General features: G+C 53.5%; 28 protein-coding genes and 2 pseudogenes. 19 read left to right on the forward strand and 11 right to left on the reverse strand.

All coding sequences use genetic code 11. The annotated features are described in order from the left end of the window. Position 1 precedes the first annotated feature (1 nt). Positions 2-475 (forward strand): cyclic nucleotide-binding domain-containing protein, encoded by a 474-nt coding sequence (locus tag AWM79_RS08895; protein WP_017133431.1) that lies wholly within the window; start codon positions 2-4, stop codon positions 473-475. Positions 476-564: 89 nt separating this feature from the next. Here AWM79_RS08895 and AWM79_RS08900 read toward each other — a convergent pair whose 3' ends face one another. Next, a complete protein-coding gene (locus AWM79_RS08900) occupies positions 565-846 on the reverse strand; it encodes a hypothetical protein (RefSeq protein ID WP_017133430.1) in 282 nt (93 codons plus the stop codon). Positions 847-984: 138 nt separating this feature from the next. Between AWM79_RS08900 and AWM79_RS08905 the strand changes: the two genes are divergently transcribed. Both AWM79_RS08905 and AWM79_RS08910 read left to right on the forward strand, forming a co-directional pair. Then, positions 985-1,671, forward strand: a complete 687-nt coding sequence (locus AWM79_RS08905) for a spermidine synthase (protein ID WP_060782640.1) — start codon at positions 985-987, stop codon at positions 1,669-1,671. Between the two features lie 50 nt (positions 1,672-1,721). Further along, on the forward strand, positions 1,722-2,096 hold the full coding sequence (locus AWM79_RS08910) for a YajD family HNH nuclease (RefSeq protein WP_017133428.1): 375 nt from the start codon (positions 1,722-1,724) through the stop codon (positions 2,094-2,096). Positions 2,097-2,232: 136 nt separating this feature from the next. Here the strand turns inward: AWM79_RS08910 and AWM79_RS08915 are convergent, their stop codons facing one another. Next, positions 2,233-2,814, reverse strand: a complete 582-nt coding sequence (locus AWM79_RS08915; RefSeq protein WP_060782641.1) for a TetR/AcrR family transcriptional regulator — start codon at positions 2,812-2,814, stop codon at positions 2,233-2,235. A gap of 106 nt (positions 2,815-2,920) precedes the next feature. Between AWM79_RS08915 and AWM79_RS08920 the strand changes: the two genes are divergently transcribed. Next, the gene (locus AWM79_RS08920) at positions 2,921-3,628 is read left to right on the forward strand and encodes a glutathione S-transferase family protein (RefSeq protein ID WP_017133426.1); all 708 of its coding nucleotides are present in this window, start codon (positions 2,921-2,923) and stop codon (positions 3,626-3,628) included. A gap of 48 nt (positions 3,629-3,676) precedes the next feature. Continuing rightward, positions 3,677-4,144: an RNA methyltransferase gene (locus AWM79_RS08925; protein WP_026013344.1), complete on the forward strand. Its 468-nt coding sequence runs from the start codon at positions 3,677-3,679 to the stop codon at positions 4,142-4,144. Positions 4,145-4,182: 38 nt separating this feature from the next. Here the strand turns inward: AWM79_RS08925 and AWM79_RS08930 are convergent. Next, a pseudogene (locus AWM79_RS08930) lies at positions 4,183-5,420 on the reverse strand (hypothetical protein). Positions 5,421-5,445: 25 nt separating this feature from the next. Then, positions 5,446-5,895: a YcgN family cysteine cluster protein gene (locus AWM79_RS08935; RefSeq protein WP_017133423.1), complete on the reverse strand. Its 450-nt coding sequence runs from the start codon at positions 5,893-5,895 to the stop codon at positions 5,446-5,448. Between the two features lie 278 nt (positions 5,896-6,173). Here AWM79_RS08935 and AWM79_RS08940 point away from each other — a divergent pair, with 278 nt between their 5' ends. Then, positions 6,174-6,767 (forward strand): nitroreductase family protein, encoded by a 594-nt coding sequence (locus AWM79_RS08940; protein WP_017133422.1) that lies wholly within the window; start codon positions 6,174-6,176, stop codon positions 6,765-6,767. 151 nt (positions 6,768-6,918) lie between these two features. Here AWM79_RS08940 and AWM79_RS08945 read toward each other — a convergent pair whose 3' ends face one another. The 5 genes from AWM79_RS08945 to AWM79_RS25875 form a co-directional block, all read right to left on the reverse strand. Beyond that, positions 6,919-7,851, reverse strand: a complete 933-nt coding sequence (locus tag AWM79_RS08945; RefSeq protein WP_060782642.1) for a D-2-hydroxyacid dehydrogenase — start codon at positions 7,849-7,851, stop codon at positions 6,919-6,921. 126 nt (positions 7,852-7,977) lie between these two features. Further along, positions 7,978-8,271, reverse strand: coding sequence for a YcgL domain-containing protein (locus tag AWM79_RS08950; RefSeq protein ID WP_060782643.1), 294 nt, complete (start codon positions 8,269-8,271; stop codon positions 7,978-7,980). Continuing rightward, positions 8,268-9,401, reverse strand: coding sequence for a ribonuclease D (gene rnd / locus AWM79_RS08955; protein WP_060782644.1), 1,134 nt, complete (start codon positions 9,399-9,401; stop codon positions 8,268-8,270). The genes AWM79_RS08950 and rnd overlap by 4 nt, the downstream gene beginning before the upstream one ends. Positions 9,402-9,594: 193 nt before the next feature. Further along, positions 9,595-9,903: a class II aldolase/adducin family protein gene (locus AWM79_RS25870; RefSeq protein ID WP_341844455.1), complete on the reverse strand. Its 309-nt coding sequence runs from the start codon at positions 9,901-9,903 to the stop codon at positions 9,595-9,597. After that, on the reverse strand, positions 9,897-10,052 hold the full coding sequence (locus AWM79_RS25875; RefSeq protein WP_279615810.1) for a class II aldolase/adducin family protein: 156 nt from the start codon (positions 10,050-10,052) through the stop codon (positions 9,897-9,899). Before AWM79_RS25875 ends, AWM79_RS25870 begins: the two co-directional genes overlap by 7 nt. A 134-nt stretch (positions 10,053-10,186) precedes the next feature. Between AWM79_RS25875 and AWM79_RS08965 the strand changes: the two are divergent. Next, positions 10,187-10,375: pseudogene (locus AWM79_RS08965) on the forward strand (FAD-dependent tricarballylate dehydrogenase TcuA); the annotation flags it as partial. After that, a complete protein-coding gene (locus AWM79_RS24920; protein ID WP_156430094.1) occupies positions 10,368-10,538 on the forward strand; it encodes a hypothetical protein in 171 nt (56 codons plus the stop codon). The pseudogene AWM79_RS08965 and the gene AWM79_RS24920, both read left to right, overlap by 8 nt. A gap of 280 nt (positions 10,539-10,818) precedes the next feature. Here the strand turns inward: AWM79_RS24920 and rfaH are convergent, their stop codons facing one another. Together rfaH and AWM79_RS24925 are read right to left on the reverse strand one after the other, a co-directional pair. Continuing rightward, positions 10,819-11,319 carry a transcription/translation regulatory transformer protein RfaH gene (gene rfaH / locus AWM79_RS08970; protein ID WP_026013343.1) on the reverse strand — a complete coding sequence of 167 codons (501 nt, stop codon included), beginning with the start codon at positions 11,317-11,319 and terminating at the stop codon, positions 10,819-10,821. A 22-nt stretch (positions 11,320-11,341) separates the two neighbouring features. Next, positions 11,342-11,869: a phosphohexomutase domain-containing protein gene (locus tag AWM79_RS24925; RefSeq protein WP_156430095.1), complete on the reverse strand. Its 528-nt coding sequence runs from the start codon at positions 11,867-11,869 to the stop codon at positions 11,342-11,344. A 526-nt stretch (positions 11,870-12,395) separates the two neighbouring features. Between AWM79_RS24925 and AWM79_RS08980 the strand changes: the two genes are divergently transcribed. The 11 genes from AWM79_RS08980 to AWM79_RS09030 all read left to right on the forward strand — a co-directional run bounded on the left by AWM79_RS08980 (position 12,396) and on the right by AWM79_RS09030 (position 25,196). Continuing rightward, positions 12,396-12,836, forward strand: a complete 441-nt coding sequence (locus AWM79_RS08980) for a low molecular weight protein-tyrosine-phosphatase (RefSeq protein WP_017133411.1) — start codon at positions 12,396-12,398, stop codon at positions 12,834-12,836. A gap of 39 nt (positions 12,837-12,875) precedes the next feature. Next, entirely contained in the window at positions 12,876-15,104 is a 2,229-nt protein-coding gene (locus AWM79_RS08985; RefSeq protein ID WP_017133410.1) for a polysaccharide biosynthesis tyrosine autokinase, read from the forward strand. 255 nt (positions 15,105-15,359) lie between these two features. Beyond that, positions 15,360-16,646, forward strand: a complete 1,287-nt coding sequence (locus AWM79_RS08990) for a lipopolysaccharide biosynthesis protein (RefSeq protein WP_060782647.1) — start codon at positions 15,360-15,362, stop codon at positions 16,644-16,646. Beyond that, on the forward strand, positions 16,647-17,645 hold the full coding sequence (gene pseB / locus AWM79_RS08995) for a UDP-N-acetylglucosamine 4,6-dehydratase (inverting) (RefSeq protein WP_060782648.1): 999 nt from the start codon (positions 16,647-16,649) through the stop codon (positions 17,643-17,645). It begins immediately after the preceding gene. 3 nt (positions 17,646-17,648) lie between these two features. Further along, positions 17,649-18,809: a UDP-4-amino-4,6-dideoxy-N-acetyl-beta-L-altrosamine transaminase gene (gene pseC / locus AWM79_RS09000; RefSeq protein ID WP_060782649.1), complete on the forward strand. Its 1,161-nt coding sequence runs from the start codon at positions 17,649-17,651 to the stop codon at positions 18,807-18,809. After that, positions 18,806-19,501, forward strand: a complete 696-nt coding sequence (gene pseF / locus AWM79_RS09005) for a pseudaminic acid cytidylyltransferase (RefSeq protein ID WP_060782650.1) — start codon at positions 18,806-18,808, stop codon at positions 19,499-19,501. The genes pseC and pseF overlap by 4 nt, the downstream gene beginning before the upstream one ends. A gap of 11 nt (positions 19,502-19,512) precedes the next feature. Next, positions 19,513-20,622 (forward strand): UDP-2,4-diacetamido-2,4,6-trideoxy-beta-L-altropyranose hydrolase, encoded by a 1,110-nt coding sequence (gene pseG, locus AWM79_RS09010; protein ID WP_167375426.1) that lies wholly within the window; start codon positions 19,513-19,515, stop codon positions 20,620-20,622. 40 nt (positions 20,623-20,662) lie between these two features. Next, positions 20,663-21,145 (forward strand): UDP-4-amino-4,6-dideoxy-N-acetyl-beta-L-altrosamine N-acetyltransferase, encoded by a 483-nt coding sequence (gene pseH / locus AWM79_RS09015; RefSeq protein ID WP_060782651.1) that lies wholly within the window; start codon positions 20,663-20,665, stop codon positions 21,143-21,145. Between the two features lie 11 nt (positions 21,146-21,156). Continuing rightward, a complete protein-coding gene (gene pseI, locus AWM79_RS09020; RefSeq protein ID WP_060782652.1) occupies positions 21,157-22,230 on the forward strand; it encodes a pseudaminic acid synthase in 1,074 nt (357 codons plus the stop codon). An 87-nt stretch (positions 22,231-22,317) separates the two neighbouring features. Further along, positions 22,318-23,679 (forward strand): glycosyltransferase family protein, encoded by a 1,362-nt coding sequence (locus AWM79_RS09025; RefSeq protein ID WP_060782653.1) that lies wholly within the window; start codon positions 22,318-22,320, stop codon positions 23,677-23,679. Positions 23,680-24,098: 419 nt separating this feature from the next. Beyond that, positions 24,099-25,196 carry a hypothetical protein gene (locus tag AWM79_RS09030; RefSeq protein ID WP_156430096.1) on the forward strand — a complete coding sequence of 366 codons (1,098 nt, stop codon included), beginning with the start codon at positions 24,099-24,101 and terminating at the stop codon, positions 25,194-25,196. Positions 25,197-25,207: the final 11 nt, after the last annotated feature.

Genomic DNA, 25,207 nt, shown 5'->3' on the forward strand with positions numbered 1-25,207 from the left:
CATGCCAGAACCGACCTTACTGAATAACGAAATTCGCGACATGCTGATGGATTGCGGTCTGTTCAACCAACTGCTGCCCATCGACTGCCAGGCGGCGGCCGGCTATTTCAGCATCAGCACCATTGCCAAGGGCGAGAAGATCTTCCACGAGGGCGATGCCGGCACCTTCATGTGCATCATCCATGACGGCAGCGTCAATGTGCAGAAGAACAACGAGGCAGGCCAGCCCGTGGTGATCGCCACCCTGCGCGCCGGTCGCGCCTTCGGCGAGATGGCGGTGCTCGACGGCGAGCGGCGCTCGGCCAGTTGTGTCGCCGCCAGCGACTGCCAACTATTGAACCTGGGCAAGGACTCCCTGGAAAAGATGCTCAACGATGCGCCGAAAATCGCCGCCAAGATCATTCGCGCCATCGCCATCGCCCTGTCGAAACGCCTGCGCATGGCCGACGGCCAGTTGCTCTCACAACAGATTTAGTAGCCATGTGACTGCTCCTCGTCATCGCCGGCTATGACCCGTTACAGCGCCTTGGCCATGGGCTTGCGGCATCCTCACCGTACAGGCCACTAGTGGGAGATCGGCTTGGGCTTGGCCTTATCGTTCGGGTCACTCTGCTCCAGACCTGGCAATGTCTGATCCTTGGGTGGCGATGGCAGTTCGATGCTCGGCAAGGGTTCGCCGGGCTTGGCCGGCGTGCTCGGCATGACTTGAGGGTACGGTGTGGGAGTCGCGGTGCCGGGGGAGCCCGGGGTCGGTGTCACCGGCACCGGCGATAACTCCTCGGCTTGCACCGAGGTAAACGTCAACGCAGACAGCACAATGGCCGTTAGAATACTGCCCTTGCTCATAAAACAGTGCCTTTGATCATAAAATAATGCCTTTGAATAGAATCGCACCTTTCATCTAATCGCTGCGCAGCCACACCGATCAGTCTTTTATCAGGCTACTCGCAACGCAACCATTTTGCCCTTCTCAATGAGACTGCCATGAAACGTTTCGTTCTGCTCGACACCACCCCGATTCCGGAAAACGGCGGTGCCCTGTGCCTATTCGAGTATGGCGAGGACTTCGTGATCAAGATCCAGGGAGGCAACGGCGGGCAATTGATGAACACCCGCATGCACGGTTCCGAAGATGCCCTGGCCGAGATTCCTTGCCGCAAAGTCGCCGGTCGGCCGCAGTCACGGGTGTTGATCGGAGGTCTGGGCATGGGCTTTACCCTCGCCTCGGCCCTCAAACACCTGGGCAAGACTGCCGAGGTGGTCGTCGCCGAACTGGTACCCGGCGTGGTCGAGTGGAACCGCGGACCACTCGGCGAAAAGGCCGGACGCCCGCTGGCCGATCCACGCACGGTGATACGCCTGGAAGATGTCGCCAAGGTCCTGCAGGCCGAGCCCAATGGCTTCGATGCGATCATGCTCGATGTCGACAATGGTCCCGAAGGGCTGACTCAAAAGACCAACAGTTGGCTTTACTCCGCCGCCGGTCTGAACGCCTGTGCCAAGGCCCTGCGGCCCAAGGGCGTGCTGGCCGTGTGGTCAGCCAGCGCCGACAGCCATTTCTCCGGCAAACTGCGCAAGGCCGGCTTCAAAGCCGAAGAGGTCCAGGTCTATGCCCACGGCAACAAGGGCACGCAACACACCGTGTGGATCGCCGAAAAGCTCAAGAACTGAGCTAAACTTTGCCGCATAACCGTCATTAACCTATTTGACAAGGTAACCCCATGAGTTCGGCCAACACGCCTTCCCCTACCGCCAAGCTGGATCGCATCCTCGCCGATGCGAAACGCGATAAAGAGATGGGCTATCGCGACAAGGCACTGAAAATGTACCCGCACGTCTGCGGTCGCTGCGCCCGCGAGTTTTCCGGCAAGCGTCTGAGCGAGCTGACTGTGCATCACCGCGACCACAACCATGACAACAACCCGCAAGACGGCTCCAACTGGGAGCTGCTTTGCCTGTTTTGTCATGACAACGAGCACTCGCGCTACACCGACCAGCAGTACTTCGGCGACAGCTCCCTGAACAGCCCGAAGATCGCCAAGGCCACCCACAATCCGTTCGCGGCGCTGGCCGGGTTGATGAAGAAAGACGAGTAGGCTGGCTGTACCGACTTCCTTTATACCGTGAACAGGTCAACATCGAACTGATCGAGGGTCTGGTTCATTCTGCAGAAACTCGCCCCTGCAATGCAGCAGAATCGGTCATGCCTGCGACCGAACTCATCAGGACGGCCTATTTCAATAAAGCAAAAAGCGGGCGCACCAGCCCCTCCAACAATTCCCGTTCGGGTCTTGAGCGGGACAGTACCTGAAGCCCCATCAGCACGCCCAGACACAGGCGCGCCAGATCGTCCGCCGGTGTCGACGCACTGATACTGCCCTGGGCTTGACCGGCACGGATACAACGCCGGAAAAAGCCCTCCATCCCTTCCTGGACCTGGGCCAACAGCACCCTGAACTCGGGATCGTGGGGCGCCACCTCAAGGGCTGTGTTGACGATAAAACAGCCCTTATGTTCAAGGTCATCCAGCGACCGCTCGATGATCTCATTGAAGAGCGCCAGCACCGCCTCGCGGGGTGGCAATTGTTGCTCCAAACGCGCGGAGCGCTCGCAGAAACCGTGCCTGATGTAATGCTTGAGCGCCAGGCCGAACAGCGCGCGCTTGTCACCAAAGGCATTGTACAGGCTGGCTGCGGTGATCCCCATGGCCTGCGTCAGGTCTCGTACCGAGGTCGCCTCATAGCCACGAGACCAGAAGCAGCGGACCGCTGCCGCCAATGCCCCGGTCTCATCAAACTCTCTGGGTCGCGCCATCACTCACACACTGATTCAAATTGAAGTCGAACGACGATTGTCATATACCTGGTTTTCAGCCTATTTTATAACAATCGATCCAAAACATCAGCCAGGACCCTTCATCATGATCCATTTCTTTTTCCATCCGACCCCCAACCCCGCCAAAGTCGCCCTGTTTCTCGAAGAAACGGCGCTGCCCTACGAAGTGATCCCCGTCGATACCAGCAAGGGCGAGCAGCACAGCCCGGAGTTCCTGGCGATCAACCCCAATGGCAAGGTCCCGGCAATCGTTGACACCGAAGGTCCGGACGGTCGCGAAGTGCGCGTGTTCGACTCGAACGCCATCCTGCTGTACCTGAGTGAAAAGACCGGGCAACTCGGCGGGCAACCCGGTGATCGCGGCGAACTGCTGTCGTGGATGATGTTTATCGGCACTGGCCTCGGGCCATTCTCCGGGCAGGCGGTGCACTTCCAGCACTCGGCCCCGGAAAGCCTGCCCTATGCCATCAATCGCTATCGCCGTGAAGCCGAGCGGCACTACCGGATACTTGACCAGCACCTGGCCGGGCGTAACTATATCGTCGGGGACAGCTATTCGATTGCCGATATTTCGGCCTGGGGCTGGATCGACAGGGCTTCACGGGTACTCAAGGGCGAAGAGTCGCCGCTGGCCGCCTACCCTCATCTGTCGGCCTGGTTCCAACGTATCGACGCCCGGCCAGCCGTGGCCCGTGCGCGCCAAGTAGGCAAGAGCCATGCCTTCAAACAGGTCAACGACGAGCAGACACGTCGCGCGCTGTTCCCCTCGAACTATCCCGACACCACGGTCTGAGGAAGATGCCGGTATAATCGCGTCTTTTTCCTGAAAGGCACCCGGCCCGTGGCAAACAAAAGGTACAGCTGCATTGGTTTGTATAACCCCAAGTCACCGGAAAACGTCGGTTCGGTGATGCGTGCAGCTGGCTGCTACGGCGTGGCCTCAGTGTTCTATACCGGCAAGCGTTATGAGCGGGCCAGGGACTTTGTTACCGACACCAAGAAGGTCCATCAGGATATTCCGCTGATCGGTATCGACGACCTGAAAAAAATCTTGCCGCTGGGCTGTATCCCGGTTGCGGTCGAGTTGGTGGAAGGCGCCCGCTCGCTGCCGGAGTACACCCACCCGGACCGTGCGTTGTATATCTTCGGCCCGGAAGATGGCTCGTTGGACAAGGCGATCCGCGACTGGTGTGAGGACGTGGTGTACATCCCCACCACCGGCTGCATGAACCTCGCCGCCACCGTCAACGTGGTGCTCTATGATCGGCTGGCCAAGGGCAATAACACCCGTTCGGGCCCCAAGTTCTGAAATGGCCTGGAACAACTAAACTAAGGCCTGAGCCGAGGCTACTTCAATAAATCACTGGCCAATACCTTCGACGGCCCGCCCATCAGGCTCTCGCTGAGCTGGATGAATTCCTCGGTCGTCACGGTATCCAGACGCATCGCCGCCCGGCTCACATCGTCCAGCGAGCGCTGGTTGCCGGTCCGCTGGCGAATTTCTCGATCCAGTTCCTGCAGCAGCAGCACCGCACGGGCTACAGTCGGTCCGCTTACCTGATCGCCGCGCAAGCCAGTGACCTGGCGGCTGACGCGGGCCAGCTTCGCCTGCAAGGCCAGATAACGCTGCTCGCTCAGCCCCCCGCTCGTCGCACCAGCTCAATGGCGTAATACTCTGCCAGGCCTTCGCCGATCCAGTCGCTGTGATGGCTGTCGTTGATCCGGCCGAAAACATGCACCAGCTCGCGCAGTAACGGACTGGCCCCCGACTCCTTGATCAGCGGCTCGGTGGAGTGCAGGTAGATCGAATCATGGGCCGCCTGGCTGCCGCGCAGCATCGACTCACTCGCTCCAACCACCAATAGTTTCGCAGGATTGCGCGGGAAGACTTCCTGCACCTTGGGCCAGACAAACGTCAGCAACGTCAACACATCTGCCCGTCGCATGCCTTGACCTCTGGGACCGGCGACCGTCACTTCGGTTTCCCCCAGACGCGTGCGCCGGCTGCCGAGATTACCGGCCAGCATCCAACCGGTCGGACGGTCGAACAGGCGCGAGACGTTATCGATGCGAAAGCGGTGCTTACCGATTCTCGGCCAAGCGGTCTCGACGCTTTTCCAGCCGGTGGGCAACTCGAACTCCAGGCGCGACACCAGCTCAGTACCGTCCTGCTGGTCCAGGTGCGCGGGCGGGACCAGTTGCTCGCCCCGTAGTAAGGCCCAGTTTGCGGTCAGGCGGGTATCGAAGCTACCGTTCTTGCGCGGATGGTTGATGTTCACCCGATAGCTGAGGCTGGCCTTGCCGGGGGCCGGGCGCCAGATCCCGCGGCTGTGGGTGCCGGCCTGGTCAGGTGTCAGCAACCACAGGCCATCGGCCTTGAAGTCGGTGTAGTCACCCCGGCTGCCAAGGTCGAAGTCGAAACTGCGCACCGCCGAACCCTGGGCCAGGGTCAGCTGCACTTCGGCCTGGTCGCTCTGGGGCAGCAGGCGCACATGATAATCCAGGTCGATTTTTTTCCCAGCCCAACCGGGGCCAGACAGCATCAGCAGCAAAACCCCCAGCAACAGTCGGCCACGCACCGGCATACACACTCCCTCAGGTCCATCTGGCTCAACCAGCGCGGAAAATCAGGTGATCTTCCCAATCGTCCTCGGGCACGCTGCCTTCGGCCAGCATGCGCCCGGACTGGGAAATCCGCTCTTGATGAACCGCATCGCGGTCACCACAGACCAGATGGTGCCAGAGTGGCAGGTCCTTGCCTTCACTGACCAGCCGATAACCGCAGCTAGGCGGCAGCCATTTGAACGCGTCGGCCTTACCCGGTGTGAGCTGGATACAGTCGGGCACCGAATCGCGACGATTGTCGTAGTCGGTGCATCGGCAGGTCTTCAAATCGAGGAGTTTGCAGGCGATACGCGTGTAATAGACGCTGTTGTCCTCTTCATCTTCAAGCTTTTGCAGGCAGCACAAGCCACACCCGTCGCACAGCGACTCCCATTCCTGCTGATCGAGTTGATCGAGGGTCTTGCGTATCCAGAAGGGTTCGACTCTTGCGGCCATGGCTCAAACATCTGCATCGGGTAGTGAAAAGGTCGCCAGTCTAGTGCCCCCGCCGAAAAGGGCCAAGCATCGGCGACTGTCGGTTGAAGAATGCTTGTCAGGCGGGACGCCGCACAGTAAATTTGGCGGCCGCAACAGCCCGCCTGCCAACTGCCATTAGCGCTCTACCGCGCCGCACGAAGTAGATAGACACGGGCCAGGCACCACGACAGGACACCGCAACAACGGCCCCGGTCGACTCACCTCCTTCATCCCAGACTCTTGTTCAGGAATTTTCCATGAGCGCTAATCCACGTGTAGCCGACTATCCTATCGATGCCCAGTTCACCCAACGCTGGTCGCCCCGTGCCTTCACCGGCGAAGCCATTGCGCAAGAAACTCTGCTGAGCTTTTTCGAAGCGGCCCGCTGGGCTCCCTCGGCCTACAACTCGCAACCGTGGCGCTTCCTCTATGCACGCCGTGACACACCGAACTGGGAGCGCTTCCTCGGTCTGCTGAACGAGTTCAACCGTGGTTGGGCGCAACACGCTTCGGCGCTGGTCATCGTGATCTCGAAAACCACTTTCAAGGCGCCTGGCGCCGCCGAGGAAACCCCAGCCCTGACGCACACCTTCGACACCGGTTCGGCTTGGGGTTACCTGGCCCTGCAGGCCAGCAAAAGTGGTTGGCACGCCCACGGCATGGCCGGCTTCGACCAAGACTTGACCCGCCAGGAGCTGAAGATTCCGCAAGGTTATGCCCTGCACGCAGCCGTGGCGGTGGGCAAACTGGGCGACAAAGCGACCTTGCCTGATTACCTGCAGGAGCGTGAACTACCGAGCCCGCGCGAACCCTTGAGCGCGCTGGTGGCCGAAGGTGACTTCAGCCTGTAAGAGCGTTTAGAGACTTGTGGCGAGGGGCCGACCTCGCTGGGGTATCAGGTGCCGCTAAAAAGCGTCGCATCGGGAAGAACGAGATACCCGATCCACGACCGCCTCGCGGCCAAGCGTGGACAAGCCCCTCGCCACAGCGCTTCACCGCAACTCAGTAACCGCGCGCAAAATCCACTTCGCCGCGCAACGCGTGCTCAGCTTGATAGGCCCGCAGGTTATCGACGAACAATTGCACCATCATGGCCGGTGAAGTCGGCGCCGAGCTGTGGCCGGTCAGCAGCAGCCCCCAGGCCGTCCAGAACGGGTGGCGCTGCGGCAACGGCTCCTGGCGGCAGACATCTATCACCGCCCCTCCCAGATGCCCTTCCTTCAGGGCTTCCACCAGATCCGCATCGACCACGGCCACCCCGCGTCCGGCATTGATGAACAACGCAGTCGGTTTGAAACGCTTGAACAACGCCGCGTCGTACAGGTCATGGGTATTGGGCGTATCGGGCAACAAGTTGACCACGTAATCCACCTCGCCAACCCGATCGCCCAGCGCCTCCAGGCCGTCCACCCGGACAAACGGCGACCGCTCACGGGCCTCGCTGGCGATGCCGTACAGCTCGACCCCGAAGGGCCGCAGAAACTGCGCCACGCTATGGCCAATATCCCCAGCGCCAACGATCAGCACCTTACGTCCCGCCAGGCTCTGCCCCAGGCGATTGTCCCATTTACGCTCGACCTGGCTGACGAGTCGCGCCAGCACTTCGCGCTCGTGGCCAAGCATATAGGTCAGGACATATTCAGCCATCACCTGACCAAATATCCCCACCGCGCGAGTCAGCCGGTAGTGACGCGGCAACCCTTCGGCCAGCAGCGGCGTGATACCCGCCCAAGTCGATTGCAGCCATAACGGCCGGTGCCCCTGGCGCAACAAGGTCGCCAGCAAATCCGGCTGCCCCAGCCAGATCGGGCAATCGCCGGCCAGGTTCGACAACGTAGCCGAATCGCCGCTGGTCATCACTTCAAGGTCGGGAGCTGCCTGGCGTAGCAACTGGGCATAAAGAGCGTGGTCGTGTTCGGCAATCAGAACGCGCATGATTCAAACCTTTCAAAAACGGTGCAGGCAGCGGCCGACGAAGCGCTCAGCATCGTGCTCGGTCACCGCCAGAAAATACATTCCATTCGTGTCGAAGGCCCTGGACAGGGCATTCAGGGATATCCGTCAGACCGGATCATTGCGGCACAACAATTCTTCGGGCAAGTGTTCGATGTACTCGTCTTCCGCCGGCGGCATCTGCAAGTGATAGCCCTGGGTCTGGAGGTTCTCCAGCACCTTGTGGATATCTTCGCGCGACAGCTTGCGCTCGGGCGTCAACACCAGGTCGAAGGCATGCACCGGCTTGCCGAATGCCAACAACAGGTTTTCCGGCACGCGCTCCAGGGCGTCGCTTTTGAGCACATAGAGGTACATTTCGTTCTTGCGCGGGCTTCGGTAGATGGAGCAAATACGTTTCAAGGCTGTTCTCCGGCAATCGCCAGGCTATCGAGCAAGGCCTGGCCCATCAATTCGCGGCGCCAGCCACGCAGCGAATCGGGCAATTGATAGGGTCCATCAGGAAAGCCGCTCTTGATCAGCGCTTCCAGGGTTTTCTTGCGCAGCATCAGTTCCGGCGCGATGTTCAAGCGCTCCGCTTCGGCCTGGCCGATCGCCCGCAGGCGCTTGACCAGTGCCCCGGCTTCGATCGGCAGCGGCTCGGGCACCATTGGCGGCCATTGGTCCATCGGCACGCTGCTGGCCTGCTTGATCAATTCGAGCAGGAATTCGCCGTCCTGGCGCACGGTACGCGGGTGCATGTCTTCGATACGGGCGAGAGTCACCAGGTTGTCCGGCTGGCTCTTTGCCAGGGGCCACAGCGAATGTTCGCGGATAATCCGGTTGCGCGGCAGGTCACGGACCCGGGCCTCGCGCTCGCGCCAGGCGCAAAGTTCACGCAGCACCGCCAGTTGCGCCCTGGACAGCTTCCAGGCCAGCTTCGCCTCGCGATAGACCTCGTAAGGATCGACCTCGCGGCGCAGGTTGGCAACCAGTTCGGCGCCGTCCTCCAGTACCCAGGCGTACTTGTCGTGCGGCAGTTGCGGGCGCAGGCGGGTGTAGACCTCGGCCAGGTGCAGCGCATCCTCGGCGGCATAGCTGACCTGGGTTTCCGACAGCGGGCGTTGCAGCCAGTCCGAACGGGTTTCGCCCTTGGGCAATTCGATGCCGAGCACTTCCTGGACCAGGCGCGAATAGCCCATGGAGAAACCGAGGTTCAGGTACGCGGCGGCCAGCTGGGTGTCGAACAGCGGCACCGGAAGGCTGCCGGTCAGGCGCAACAAGACCTCGAGGTCTTCACTGCAGGCATGCACCACCTTGACCACCGCCGGGTTTTCCAGCAATGCGGCCAGGGGTAGCCAGTTATCGATGGTCAAGGGGTCGATCAGGTAGACGCGCATGCCATCACCGATCTGGATCAGACCAGCGATGGGATAAAAGGTGTCGACCCGCATGAATTCGGTGTCGAGGGCAACGAAGGGTAATCGTTGCCATTCAATGCAATATTGACCGAGGCTATCGTTGTCGCGAATCCAGTGAATATCGATGGCCACACGGCTCTCCCTTGAAGAATGGCGCGCAGTATATATCGCCAAGGGCGATTTCCGAGCATTCACTCTGCAACAGCATGAGTGAAAAGACCCGCCGAAAAAAAAGAATAGTCCCACTCAGGACGTTCAGCTCGGCCAAAATAGGCGAACAGCAGCAACGATGAACACCCGCCACCGGGCGTGTCAGACCGTGCAGTCAGAGCCGATGGCCGGCAACCTCGACCTCCTCATAGCCCTGCCCCAGTTCTTCGATCACCGCTGACTGCTCGACGATATCGAATACCACGCCCTGGTAGTCGTGATAACCCATCTTCAGAAAGCGCATGGCGGTCTGGCTGATCGGTAGCAAGCCACAGTCCTGGCTCGAGACAGCCATGGCCGCCCAACTATGGGTATGAATGACGCAGCCGACATCATCACGGGTGTGATGGATCGCGCTATGGATGACCGCACCGGCCTTGTTCAGGCCGTAATTCAGCTCACCAAAATCGACGCTGCTCAGGATCTTCCGGCATGATCGACCTTGAGCAGGCTGGAGGCGCTGATTTCCTCGTACATCATCCCGTAAGGGTTGATCAGATAGGGGCCTTGCTCTCCAGGAATACAGGCCGAGAGGTGGCTGGCCATCATGTCAGACATGCCGTAAAGGTCCACCAGGCGTAATAGGCCGTCAGATCAATCCGCGCTTGCCACTCTTCGGGGCTGCAATGCGACTTCATCGAACTGACCGATAAGCTGGCGTCAGGGCGCATATTCGGGCCTCCAATCAGGTTTTGTCAGATGAGGTGCTACGAAAGTACGCGGGTGGCCTGACCAATGAAAAACTGGCGCACATCGCCATTCGCGCATCCTCTTGCTGCCGTGACTGGATGCGCTCCCACGGCGTGCATTTCCAGCTACCTTTGTCCGGCGCTTTGCATGTGGCGCGCACCAATGCTTTTTTCATGGGTGGCGGCAAGGCCCTGATCAATGCCTACTGTACCTAAGGCCATGGCCAAGGTGCGCCTGGACACCTATGCCGAATACGCCTGGCCGCGAGCGTTAGGCAAGTTCGCCCACGGCATCTTTCGCAGCGCTGCGTTACTGAAATACGCCATCGAAAAACGTCAAGCCAACCCGATCAACACCGGCAGCGACTGATTCAGGCCTTACCGGTCCCCGCTCAATCCGATAACAATCCGGCACACAGTGATGGCGGACGGTTTGCTCGCCTCAAATTAGCTGATGCTCGCCGCGATATGCGGGTTTTCGGCAACCATAGTTCTGTATCGACAACGACTTGCGGTGACGATTGCGGCGATTTAAGAGCGATGTTCGCGAGTCCATATAAATAAGAGCGAAGGCTGCATAAGTGCAGCCCTCTTCCGCATAACCGGCGCAGGGTCGTATGCCCTCCTATCCAAACCTTGCAACTGGCGGCTCAATGTTTTCTGACATCCGCCAACGGCACGCTGATGCGTTGTTCTCGTTGCAAGAGTTGCATCAGAAGGACAACTCGCTCTTCCCCTTCCATTGCCAGAAAAATGGCTTCCAATTCGACAAATGGGCCTTGCTTGATATGCACCCTCTCACCAAAGCTAAAGTGGCTCTCCAATGGCGCAACACTGTCGTGTTCATAAAGTTGAGCGATTACTTCATCGTGCACCGCCAATGGCTTTCCACCGAAACTGACCACCCGCGATACGCCACGGGTAGAACGAAGCGGTGCCCAGCTGTCATCCGCACCCAGCTGGATAAACAAATAACTCGGAAACAGTGACTCGCAGACCACTCGGCGGCGCCCACGTAAAACACGCTCGCGCCGACGCATGGGGCGAAAGCAGGTGTATCCCTGGTTCACCAGGTTTACCTCGGCACGCTCGTCTTGACAGGCCTTGCACAGAACCAAATACCAAGCCCTGCCAGGAAGCCCCAGCGACATGTCCGTTCCAGCGACTATTTCCTCAGAGGCCTGCATGTTCACCTCGTCTTCCATCTATCTGATCCAACAGCTCGCTGGTTTTCGCCTGCATCAGCGCCACATCCCCACGACTTTCTACGTGCAACGAAATCGCCGATTCCGTAGGCGAAATCCGTAACTTGCAGCGCCAATCATTTAAAACCAGCTTCAAGCCTTCTACTTCATCGATCTCCAGCGCCAGGGCAGCATGCAGTGTCTTGATACGTTCAAGCACCGCGAGCGGATCCGTGACCTGGCGACAGATTTCACCTGATGACGGAAACAATCCCATTCGTTCGACCATTAAAGATGGCTGCATTTTTTCGCGCTGATCCCCGCTTTCACGGGCCCGCAACCATGCCATCAAGCCACTACGAACCGACTCGGAACCCCGAGACAAAGTCCCCTGGCTCGGCGAACCGAGCGTATGCCTGACGGCACTAGGGCGAGCTGGAGCGCAGACTGCGCTTTTAGTCAATTCAGCATCCAGCCGACGCTGAAACGCATTGCCTATAGACTTCGAATTGCTCATCGCGATTTCGTCCAGACAAAAAACAATTCAACAGTAATCAGGCTATTAAAAAATATTTTTTTAATAGCAAATTAAAGCAATTGAGTGCAATTAAAACGCCACTAGCTTTAACTTAAACAAAGTGTTTCTAATATTTATCACAACCCCTATCTAGCAGCACTAAACCAATCGGCAATGTTATTTTTAGTCAGGCATAAAACGATAATGTTATTTTTTGTCCGAATGCAGCTATTGATATTTTCTAAAAGACATGAAAACAAACTGCGCACCGATTTAGAGGTTGATATTGTGAGGAATTCGCAGTTAGAATTTTTCCCCGTCGTAATTTACATGCCACCGTAAAGGTCGCATCACGTTTGACCAGGGTCTCTGTTACAGAGAAGTCATTGCGGTGCGGCCGTGTCATGAAAAATAAACCACTAGCCCATTACCCTTGGAAACTATTGTTCATCGATGAACAACCTCAGGCCAGATAGTGGCCAAGTGTTTCAGCGTGACGAGCATTGACGGCATAAAGGAAGTTGTCTTGTTTAAGAATATTCTGATCGTCTGCATTGGCAATATTTGCAGAAGCCCTACCGCCGAAAATTTATTGCGCCAAACCCTGGAGCCGACCGACATCCTCGTCCGCTCCGCAGGCCTTCACGCGCTCAAGAACAATCCCATCGAAGCGACCGCCCTCAGTGTCCTTGAAGAACACGGTCACGCTCCACACGAGCATCGCGCCACGCAACTGACCTCGGCAGCTATCAACGAGTCCGATCTGATCCTGGCGATGGAACACCAGCACATCGACGCAATCCTCAGCATGGCGCCCGCCGCCCGAGGGAAAATCTTCCTGCTGGGCAAATGGCAAGACAACCGCGAAATCAAAGATCCATACCGTCAAGGCCGACCTGCTTTCTTGCACGCTTATGCGTTGATCGAAGCAGCCGTACACGCGTGGGCCAAGCGTCTCGCACGCTGAGCCACTCCCAGCTACCCGCAAAGAAAAAAGAACCGACTTATGCAGCAAGCACCCGTGTTAACGCCACAAGATAACGATGCTGATGAAATAGACCTGATGGGGCTACTCGGCACGCTGATCGACCATAAATGGTTGATAGCCGGGATTACCGGTGTCTTCATGGCCGCCGGGGCTGCTTATGCGGTGTTGGCCACCCCGGTGTACCAGGCGACCGCGTTGGTCCAGGTCGAAGCCAAGAAAAACGACATGCTGGGCTTCTCCGATGTGAATGGCATGCTGGGGAAGGAATCGCCATCAGCTACAGAAATCGAGCTGATCAAGTCGCGCGTCAATATCGGCACGGCTGTCGATAATCTGAAACTGGACCTTGAAGTTAAGCCGAATCGCTTTCCGGTGATTGGTGAGTTTATCGCCCGCCGATTCAAGGCAGATGCACAGAACCCTGTCGCCAATCCCTGGCTTGGCATGAACAGTTTCGCTTGGGGTGGCGAAATTTTAAAGGTTGCAGAACTTGAACTGCCACAGGAGTTACTGGACAAGGAGCTGACATTGGTCGCCGGTGAAACAGGTAGCTACACCCTGCTCGACGAGGACGACCATCTTTTAGTCAAAGGCCAAGTGGGCCAAGTCTATGACCAAAACGGTATCAAACTGTTGGTTGAAGCGCTGCAAGCCAATCCCGGCACCACATTCAGCATCGTCCGTATTCGCCGCCTCACCAGTATCTTAAATTATCAGCAGGCACTGGATGTGGCAGAGCGCGGTAAAGAATCCGGCATGATTGGACTGGCTCTGGAAAGCACCGATCCCGCCAAAGCCATTCAAATCCTCAATGAAATCGCCAAGCTTTATGTGCGACAGAACATTGAGCGGACCTCGGCTGAAGCGGCGCAGAGCCTGGAGTTTCTCAAGGATCAACTGCCCCAGGTCCGTAAAGACCTGGAAAAAGCTGAAACCGCCCTGAACCAGTTTCAGATCCGTAGCAAATCCATTGATATCAGCCTGGAAGCCAAGGCCATTCTCGACCAGATCGTGGCCCTCGACACCAACATCTCAGAACTCAAACTGCAACAAGCTGAAATGGATCGCAAATTTACCCGTCAGCATCCGGCCTATCGTGCCTTGCTGAGCCAATTAGGCGAGTTGACCAGCAAACAGAATGGCCTGGCCAAGAAAGTTGAGGGGCTACCCACCACCCAGCAAGAACTGCTAAGCCTCACCCGGGATGTGAAAGTCAGCACCGAAATCTATACCCAGCTTCTGAACAAATCCCAGGAATTGGATGTTATGCGCGCCGGTACCGTGGGTAATGTGCGCTTGATCGACACTGCGGATGTGGACCTGCGATATCCGGTTAAACCCAAGAAGATTCTAGTCGTACTGATCGCCACCCTGCTCGGAGCTTTCCTGGCAATAGCATTGGTGCTATTTCGCAAAACCCTTAACCGCGGCGTGGAAAATCCGGATGAAATCGAAAAACTCGGTTTGCCGGTATATGCGGCCATTCCATTCAGCTCGCTACAGAAAGTTGAAGAAGACAAAATTACAGGCGTTCGCGGTCGAGCAAACAAAGTAGCCCCCTTACTGTCTGCTAGCCACCCGACTGACTTGGCCATTGAAGGACTGCGCAGCCTGCGTACCAGCTTGCATTTCGCAATGCTTGAGGCAGACAACAATCGCCTGATGATTTCCGGGCCAAGCCCCAAAGTTGGCAAAACCTTTGTCTCGGCCAACCTCGCGGCGGTCGTGGCGCAAGCAGGCCAGCGCGTGCTGCTGGTCGATGTCGATATGCGCAAAGGCTATCTGCATAAAGTGCTAGGCATTCCGGTTGAAAACGGACTGTCTGACCTTCTGGCCAAACGTTGCGATCTCAACATCGCCATTCACAAGACATCCATTGAAAATCTCGACATTGTCGGTCGCGGCCAGATCCCTCCCAATCCCTCAGAATTACTAATGCACAACAATTTCACTGCATTTCTGGAACAGGTCAGCGCTTTGTACGATCTGGTCATTCTCGATACACCACCGTTTCTAGCCGTGACCGATGCGGCCATTGTTGGTCGCCAGTCCGGCACCAGTTTGATCGTGACCCGTTTCGAGTTGAACCCGGCCCGTGAAATCGAATTGACCATGCGCCGCTTTGCACAAAATGGCATTGAGCTTAAAGGCGCTATTTTCAATGGCGTTGAAAAACGTGCATCCGCCAAATATGGCTATGGTGCTTATGGTTATTACAATTACGAATACAAATCTGACAGTGTTTAATCTGCAATACCGATTTAGCACCAAATAAACACCCCCTGAATCTACAAGGGGCGTTTAGTACCGAGCTCTCTGCATTTCAACATATATTAAATAATACCGCTTTCAGGGACCAGCATGTAATCCTGGGGCGGTAGCATGCACGAATCACAACATCACTTCGTAAATCTGGTATGAAAACGCCTAAACCAAACTTCCACGCTCTGCTACAGGGCTGACCGTGTAACTTCGCACGCCAACCAAAAGACACCACAATTAATGCCAAAACAAAGCGTTACGCGAATTATCAATATCGCATTGCGTGGCATTACACTTGCCAGCAAATTTCTATTGATATTTTTTCTCGCAAAATTTCTTGAACCAAAGGAATTGGGTCTTTACGGATTGCTCACCGCCACCATTAGCTATGCACTATATTTTCTAGGGTTCGACTTCTACACATTTACTACGCGAGAAATCATCAAACGAGAGCGCCACGAGTGGGGCGGATTGATTAAGGACCAAGGTGCACTTTCGTTGTTACTTTATGTAATTGTATTGCCACTGCTGAGCTTTGTCTTTATAAACGGATTGTTGCCATGGCGTGTCGCAGGTTGGTTTTTTATATTGCTGGTATTAGAGCACCTGACACAGGAGCTGGGTCGATTACTAATAGCGATCTCGGAACAGTTGCTCGCTAGCCTTGTGTTGTTTCTCCGCTCTGGTATCTGGGCGGTGATGGTGACAGCAGTCATGTTTTTCAGAACCGATACACGTGATTTAGACTTTGTGCTTGGCGGCTGGACGCTTGGCAGTCTTGTAGCTCTCTTATTAGGCATCCATCACCTTAAGCAGTTGGATACTTCTGGCTGGCATAAGAAAATTGATTGGCGCTGGATTGGCAAAGGCCTGAAAGTTTCCATTCCCTTGTTGATAGCCACCCTAGCTATCCGAGGTATCTTCACAGTGGATCGCTACTGGTTTGCTGATTTGATGAATCTGGAAACACTCGGTGCTTATGTTCTATTTATGGGGATTAGCAGTGCGCTTCTGTCATTTCTAGATGCTGGTGTATTTTCTTTCATTTACCCTGGCCTGATCGGCGCGCACCACAATAAAGACTCCGCCGCTTTTTGTCTTAAGCTGCGTGCATTACTGCTCCAAACACTGTTGCTTTCCGGAGCATTTATAGCAATTACACTATTGATTATTGACCCACTTTTGGCTTGGTTGGATAAGCCGCTATATATTGAAAACAAAAGTTTATTTCCTTGGACCTTATTAATCACGCTCCTCTACTCAGTGGGGATGGTGCCGCATTATGCATTATATGCACAAGGACTTGACCGCCCCATTATTCATAGCCATATAGCAAGCCTGTTGATCTTTATTCCAAGCACTTGGCTCTTCTCCAAATTCTGGCCCCTACAAGCTGTACCGCTGGGACTCTGTGTTGCTTTCTTTTTGATCCTCCTGTGGAAGAGCTTGGCTTTTGTGCGCATGACTCCTCCGCAGTATCGATCACTTTCATCTGCACCTAAAACGCTCTACAAAGGAACCCGTTGAATGCTTACCAACAAAACTATTCTTGTCACTGGCGGTACCGGTTCGTTCGGCAACACCTTCGTGCCCATGACCCTGGAAAAATACAACCCCAAAAAAATCATCATCTTTTCCCGTGATGAAATGAAACAATGGGACATGGCAAAGAAATTCGAAGGTGATTCGCGGGTGCGCTTTTTCATTGGTGATGTGCGTGATAAGGAACGTCTATACCGAGCACTGGACGGTGTCGATTACGTTGTACACGCCGCCGCCACCAAGATTGTCCCGACCGCCGAATACAATCCGTTTGAATGCGTGAAAACCAACATCAATGGGGCGATGAACCTCATCGACGCTTGCATTGATAAACAGGTCCATCGCACTGTTGCCCTGTCCACCGACAAAGCCAGCAGTCCAATCAATTTGTATGGTGCGACCAAGCTGGCATCGGACAAAATGTTTGTCGCCGGTAACTCTTATTCAGGCGGCCATGACTCGCGTTTCGCCGTGGTTCGATATGGCAACGTCATGGGATCGCGTGGTTCGGTCATTCCCTTCTTCATGTCGATAAAAAACAAAGGCGTGTTGCCAATTACCGACGAGCGCATGACCCGTTTCATGATCTCTCTCGAGGAAGCAGTAAAGCTGGTCTGGCACGCCTTCGAAGATATGGAAGGCGGCGAGATTTACGTCAAAAAAATCCCTTCCATGAAAGTGACGGATCTCGCCCGGGTGGTTGCTCCTGAAGCGGAACAGCAAATTGTCGGCATTCGCCCCGGTGAGAAACTGCACGAGCAGATGATCAGCGCCGAAGATGCCTACTACACCTACGAATACCCTCACCACTTCAAAATTCTGCCGACGATCAATGGCTGGGCTACCTGTGCCAAGCGCATCAAGGACGGCACCCGAGTGCCTGAAGGCTTCGTCTACTCCAGCGATAACAACAGCGAGTGGATGAGCGACGCCGATCTGGAAACCTGGATCGACATCAACCGCGATAAGATTGGGAGCATCTGATACATGATTCCCTACGGCCGCCAAGAAATCACCCAAACCGATATCGACGCGGTCGTGGGTGTACTGCAATCTGACTTCCTGACCCAAGGACCGATGGTGCCGCGCTTCGAGCAAAGGGTCGCGCAGCACGTCGGCGCCAGCCATGCCTTGGCAGTGAACAGTGCCACCTCGGCTTTGCACATGGCCTGCCTGGCCCTCGGACTGGGGCCGGGCGATCGGTTGTGGACAACACCGATTACTTTCGTCGCATCGGCCAACTGTGCGTTGTACTGCGGCGCCGAAGTCGACTTTGTCGATATCGATCCGCGCACCTATAACCTTTGCCCGCAAGCGCTCGCGGACAAACTCGAACAGGCCGAACGTGAGGGCACGTTACCCAAAGTGGTGGTGCCGGTCCATTTATGCGGCCAACCCTGCGACATGCAAGCCATTCATGCGTTGTCCCAACGCTACGGCTTCAAGATTATCGAAGATGCTTCCCATGCTATCGGCGGCAAATACCAAGGGGAGTTCATCGGCAACTGCCGCTACAGCGATATCACCGTATTCAGTTTCCATCCTGTGAAGATCATTACTACCGCAGAAGGTGGCATGGCACTGACTAACGATGGCGAATTGGCGAACAAGATGGCCTTGTTGCGTAGCCATGGCATTACCCGTGATCCGTCTCAGATGACTCACGAGGCCGATGGCCCATGGTACTACCAGCAGATTGATCTAGGCTTCAACTATCGGATGACTGAGCTGCAGGCCGCGTTAGGTGTCACCCAGATGGAGCGCCTGGATCTCTATGTGGCACGTCGGCATCAACTGGCCCGCCGCTACGACGACCTGTTGGCCAACCTGCCCGTCACTACACCCTGGCAGCACTCGGAGAGTTACTCCGGTTTGCACCTATACGTTATCCGCCTACAACTGGATCAAATCAAGAAGACTCACCGGCAAGTTTTTGACTCACTGCGTGAGCTGGGCATAGGCGTCAACCTCCACTACATCCCAGTGCACACTCAGCCTCACTATGAACGCATGGGTTTCAAGCCCGAAGATTTTCCGCAAGCGCAAACCTATTATCGGGAAGCCATTAGCATTCCGATGTTCCAGACCATGACCGATAAACAGCAGGACGAAGTCATCACCGCATTACATAAAGCGGTGCTGGAATGAAACTAGCAATCATCCCTGCCCGTGGAGGCAGCAAGCGCATCCCGCGCAAGAACATCAAATTGTTCTGCGCAAAGCCGATGATCGCTTGGTCCATTGAAGCGGCACTGCAAAGCGGCTGCTTTGATCAGGTAATTGTTTCCACCGACGATGAACAGATTGCCGAGGTGGCTCGACACTACGGGGCTACCGTGCCCTTTATGCGTCCTGCGCAACTGTCCGACGACCATACCGGCACCATCCCGGTCATTCGTCACGCCATTGAATGGTTCAATACCCAAGATCAACCTGTCACACACGCTTGCTGCCTGTATGCCACGGCCCCATTCGTCGGCCCTGAAGATCTCCGTCGTGGTTTCGACATTCTCACCGATGTCGGCTGCGATTTCGCTTTTTCGGTGACCAGCTACGCCTTTCCGATCCAGAGAGCTATTCGCCTCAACGCCGAAGGGAGGGTGGAGATGTTCAACCCTGAGCATTTCAACACCCGCTCTCAGGACCTTGAGGAGGCCTATCACGACGCAGGCCAGTTCTACTGGGGCAGAGCCGATGCGTGGCTGCAAGGCAGGACGCTCTTCAGCCCAGGCTCGATACCGGTGACACTACCGCGACATCGTGTGCAAGACATCGATACTCCGGAAGATTGGGTACGAGCCGAATGGTTGTTCAAGGCCATGCAGGCAGAAACCCCGTGAAGATGCCGTCGATGAAGATCGCCTTTCGCGTCGATGCCTCACTACAAATAAGCACGGGGCACGTCATGCGTTGCCTGACCCTAGCCAGCGCGCTTAAGGTGCAAGGCGCCGAATGCCGGTTTATTTGCCGCGAACATCCCGGCAATTTAATCGAGCACATCCGCAGCAAAGGCTTCCAGGTCCATGTCTTACCTCCCATGGACTCGGCAGCGGGCTTGACCGCCGTCCACGTGCCGAGTGCGTTGCCGCAACTGGCACATGCCGCCTGGCTGGGCGCCACCCAGGAAAAAGACGCTGACCAATGCAGCGCCATTTTCAGTGAACTGAAAGTTGACTGGCTGATCGTCGACCACTATGCGCTCGATGCTCGCTGGGAAGCTGCGCTGAAGGCGCACTACCGAAAACTGATGGTAATCGACGATCTGGCCGACCGTCCTCACCAGTGCGACCTTCTGCTGGATCAGACCTTCGGTCGCACGGCCAAGGACTACGCACCTTGGGTCCCTGACGCTTGCACCCTGCTCTGCGGCTCGCAATATTCTTTGCTGCGGCCTGAGTTCGCAGCCTTGCGCGCCTACAGCCTGGAGCGTCGGCAAAAACCGCAACTCGCGCACCTGCTCATCAGCATGGGCGGCGTGGATAAGGACAACGCCACCGGGCAAGTCCTCGAAGCGCTCAAATCCACTGAGCTTCCAGCCAATTGCCGGATTACCGTGGTTATGGGGGCTGCCGCGCCCTGGCTTGCCGAAGTTCGCCAACTGGCCATGCAGATGCCGTGGCCCACAACGGTCAAAGCGGGCATCAGCGATATGGCGCAACTGATGGCCGATAGCGACTTGGCAATTGGCGCTGCCGGAGCTACCTCCTGGGAACGCTGCTGCCTGGGCTTGCCAACCCTAATGCTAGTGCTGGCGGACAACCAACGACAGGTTGCTCATAACCTCGCACACGCAAGTGCGGTTTACCTGCTTCAAGGCCCGCAGGAAATTCTTGATCGCCTTCCCCATCTGCTAAACAGGCTTGTTGCATCCGCTGCCCTACGAGCAAGCATGAGCCAGGCAGCCTCGCATATTGCGGATGGCCAAGGGGCGACCACTGTCATCCAGCATCTGGAGTTCTAAATTGACCGCAAACGTACCGAAACAATCACGGGTACGGCCGATGACTCGTGAGGATCTCGAACGAGTACTGAGCTGGCGCAATCATCAAGAGGTGCGGCGTTATATGTACACGCAGCATGAAATCAGCCTTGTCGAGCACACTCGCTGGTTCGAACGAGTCTCCTTGGATGCCAGCCGCCATTTACTGATTTTCGAGAACGATGTTGTACCACTCGGTTTCGTCAACATCCATCAAATCGCCGCCGGTGGCGTGGCTGATTGGGGCTTTTACACCGCACCCGATGCGCCGCAAGGGACCGGTCGTCAACTGGGACAGGCCGCACTGCACTATGCCTTCGGACAGGCGGAGCTACACAAAATCTGTGGCCAGGCTATTGCGCATAACGAGCGCTCCATCAAGTTTCACCTCAACCTGGGTTTTCAACAGGAAGGCATTTTGCGCGAACAACACTTCGACGGTGAGCGTTATCACGATGTCGTGTGTTTCGGCCTTCTCGCCTCCGATAGACAAGCGAAAATTTAAGAGATCAGACCATGTCAAACACTCCCAGCATTAGCATCGCCGGACGCCGCATTGCGGCGGATGCACCGCCTTACATCATCGCCGAGCTTTCCGCCAACCATAACGGCAAGCTTGAAACCGCTTTGAAGATCATCGAAGAAGCCAAAAAAGCGGGTGCTGATGCGATCAAGCTCCAGACCTATACCGCCGACACCATCACTCTTGATTGCGACTCGGAAGACTTTCAGATCCACGGTGGGTTGTGGGATGGCAAAACACTTTATCAGCTTTATCAGGAAGCCCATATGCCATGGGATTGGCACGCGACGTTATTCGAATATGCTCGCAAGCTGGGTATTACCATCTTCAGTTCGCCATTCGACACCACGGCTGTTGACCTGCTGGAAAGCCTCAACGCGCCGGCCTATAAAATTGCTTCTTTTGAGGCTGTTGATCTGCCCTTGATCAAGTATGTTGCCAGTACTGGCAAGCCGATGATCATCTCCACGGGTATGGCTGATGCGGAAGAAATCCAGGAAGCCATCGATGCCGCTCACGAAGGTGGCTGTAAGGAGCTGGCCATTCTGCATTGTGTCAGCGGCTATCCCGCACCAGCGGCGGATTATAACCTGTGTACTATACCCGATATGATAAAGCGCTTCGGTGTGGTTACAGGGCTTTCCGATCACACTTTGGACAACACTACAGCTATAGCCAGCGTGGTCATGGGCGCCTCAATAATTGAGAAGCATTTTACTTTAGATCGCAGTGGTGGTGGTCCGGATGATAGTTTTTCGTTAGAACCAAAAGAGCTGATAGCTCTGTGCCGCGACAGTAAAACTGCCTGGAGCGCATTGGGAAAAATTGATTATGGTCAAAAATCCAGCGAACAAAGTAATGCCAAATTTAGACGATCGCTTTATTTTGTAAAAGACCTGGATATTGGCGAAATAATTACTAAAGACTCAGTACGAAGCGTTAGACCTGGATTTGGTTTACCTCCAAAATTTCTAGAACAAATAATCGGCTGTAAAACTTCAAAAAACATCAAAAAAAATACCGCCGTCGGCCTAGATTGCATTCACCCCGAACATAAGCAAATCTGATCTCTACAACTCTACAACTCTACAACTCGAAGGCATCAAAAAAATAGCGCATCACATCAATTACTCTACGGCTCAGAAAGGAAGACCATGAAAGTAGCGATACTAATCGACACAGTTAAAAGAGACCTGGGGCTTGCAACCGAAATCAAACATAAACTTGAGCATGAACAACTCGGAGAAGTTCAAATACTCCCAATATTCCCTATCGATGGAGATGGAAAATTCACATATGGAAAATTCATTTTTGGAAGCTTTGATTTTGTAATAACTCCATCCTACAATGTAGCAAGAACAAAATCTATTAGACTTCGAGCTCTGCTTTCAGGGGCAAAACTTATTGAATTTACGTCCGAACAATTCTATTCTCAAGAATTTGAAAAAGAAAAATTAAACCTAGACTATAAAAGCCAATACAGCAAACACATTTACCAAAATTTTGTCTGGAGCGATTACTACGCGAATAAAATTATTTCAGCCGGCATTTCAAACAAAGAAAAAACCTGGATAGTTGGCTCTCCAAAAGTATTCAAAAAACAATCAGAAAACAGAAAAGAAGGCATTGCGTTTGTTTCCGATTTTAGTTTGGCAGACTTTAATACAAATCAACTAGAATCATTCAACAACCTATATAAATGCAATCTCACACTTTCTGACATAAATGCAATTGCTGAGGAAAGAAAAAACTTCATTGATTTTTCAATCCGCCTCTCAAAGACATGTGGAAAACGTGTTTACATAAGACCACATCCCGGAGAAAGTAAATTACCTTATGAACTGGCAGTAGCATCTGGCGTCATTGCTTCCTGGCCGGAGGATGAGTCTTTTACAGACTTCATAAAAACAAAAGAACACTCAATCGTTCACACTAGCACGACACTTTTTGAAACATGCGCCCTGGGGATACCCGTACATAGTATAAAGTTCGGTGAAATTCCAAAAAGTTTACAACGCGATTACTATAAAGATCTAATATCGTTCAGTTCAGAATCAGAAATAACAAAAAAAATCTGCTCATTCGACGACGCATACACAAAAGATAGCCAAAGAAAACTGCACTATTACTTTGATAATTTCTCAGGCGCGTACACATGTTCCGACGCAATAATTTCAGCATTAATTGAAATAAAAAATAAAACTAAAAAAAATAATCTATGGATGAGAAAGACTTTTGGGCTGCTATCTATAATCCTCGTTTATCCACATATCTTTTTTATCGATTCTGCCAAATTGGCCGTGACGCACTTTCTCAAATTCGAACTAATCAGAAGTATTATTTCGATAAAATTCAGTGATAATCTTAGGCGTTTTTTTGATCCCTCTCACAAGCTAACCAAAGAAAGTATAGATAGGTCTGCCAACGAATTCGATAAGAGCGACAACTTCAAAAAAATTCAATTCACGCATAGTCAAATTGGAAAAAAACCTTCATCAAATCTAACATCCTTATGAAATACCATTTGAGCTTTCCGTAAAATTCACCGAAGCCTTCAAAAGTACCGATTAACATATTACATATAAATCGCTTATAACAGCCAAGTCGTGCAAGATAGTACATTATAGATACACAAGCCTTCTTATCCTCCCACTCAATATAAAATCATGCACATATCTGACAGCCCAAAATACAGTTCTCACAACATAAAAAAATATACTTACCTACTCAATACCTACCACCAAAAGCCAAATACAACCAGCATCATCACTATAAACCTATATAAATTTATATTAGCATCGGGATATCAGGTAGCTCTGCTTCAAAAAATTAAAAATAAAATCCCACTGTATGCAGCCCCTTATCACCACCGAGTTAAAACTACGCTTTTCACTTAGTTAAGCCACCTCCAACACAAAGATCACTTAGAGCCCTTATGAAGATCATAAGAATAAATTTCTTTTCAAAACCAATGAGTAATTCTTCCTCAAATTACTTATGGGTTTTAGCAACGACTTTTCTTTTTGTTTTTTCACTAATCAAAGAAAATCTGCTGCCGGAGCGTTTTTTCTATGACGCTTCAGCCATTTCAAATTTTATTCAAAGGAAAGCAGATTTTACGATAGGCGATTCTTATGCAAGCACTGCCGCTTTTTATAGTATATTTTCGGTGACTGACAACTCAATTTTTCTTTCGACAATCTCAGCCATTTTAACTTTTTTATCATTCTATATCTATTCCAGCAAATCCAATGCAAGTCGACTTACATCCCTAGAGTTTTCTTCAGTTATTTTTTTTATGTTTCTAAGCCTCACTTTCATGACAATGATCAGTAAAGATTTAATTGTTCTGATAATAGTAACCCCATTCATATATTTTGTTAAAAAAGGCACAATAGGCCTTCTCACATGGAGTCTGCTTGCCCTTCTCTACGCAGTTTATTTTAGAGCGTATTGGTTTTTATTTATAGCTATGTTTTGGGGGGTCTACTTGCTACTAGGCTTTACTCGAAAACCCTCCCTACTTTTGATTGCTATACCCTCTGCATTGCTGATACTCAGTTTTATATTCAGTTATGCGCTGGGGACAGACCTAGACAATTTCCGGATGACAATAAACAACTATCGTCTCGACAATAACTATGAAGACACTCGAACAGCCATACTTCCCTGGATAGCTGGGAGTGGACCAATAATAAGCTGGATTAACACCGTGATTACGTGGTTTACACTAATTATCCCTATACCACTCATTATATTATTTTCCCCTTACTATCTCATCATCTCTTTTTTCATTATGTTGATGTTCTTGAAATTCTGGAAAAAAATCATCAATGAAATCAAAGAAAGAAGAAGTCCTGAGATAGCAGCATGTGGGTCGCTTATAATTTCATTCACAGCAATCCAAAGTGTATTCGAACCTGACTACGGTAGCTATGTGAGACATTTAGCACCACTGTACCCAATGGTTTTTTTTGTGATACTAAAAGACAGCAGATCAAAAACCCCAAGCAAAAATTTTAATAATAAATAATTATTACCCTT

Source organism: Pseudomonas agarici (genome assembly GCF_001543125.1).
Classification (GTDB): domain Bacteria; phylum Pseudomonadota; class Gammaproteobacteria; order Pseudomonadales; family Pseudomonadaceae; genus Aquipseudomonas; species Aquipseudomonas agarici.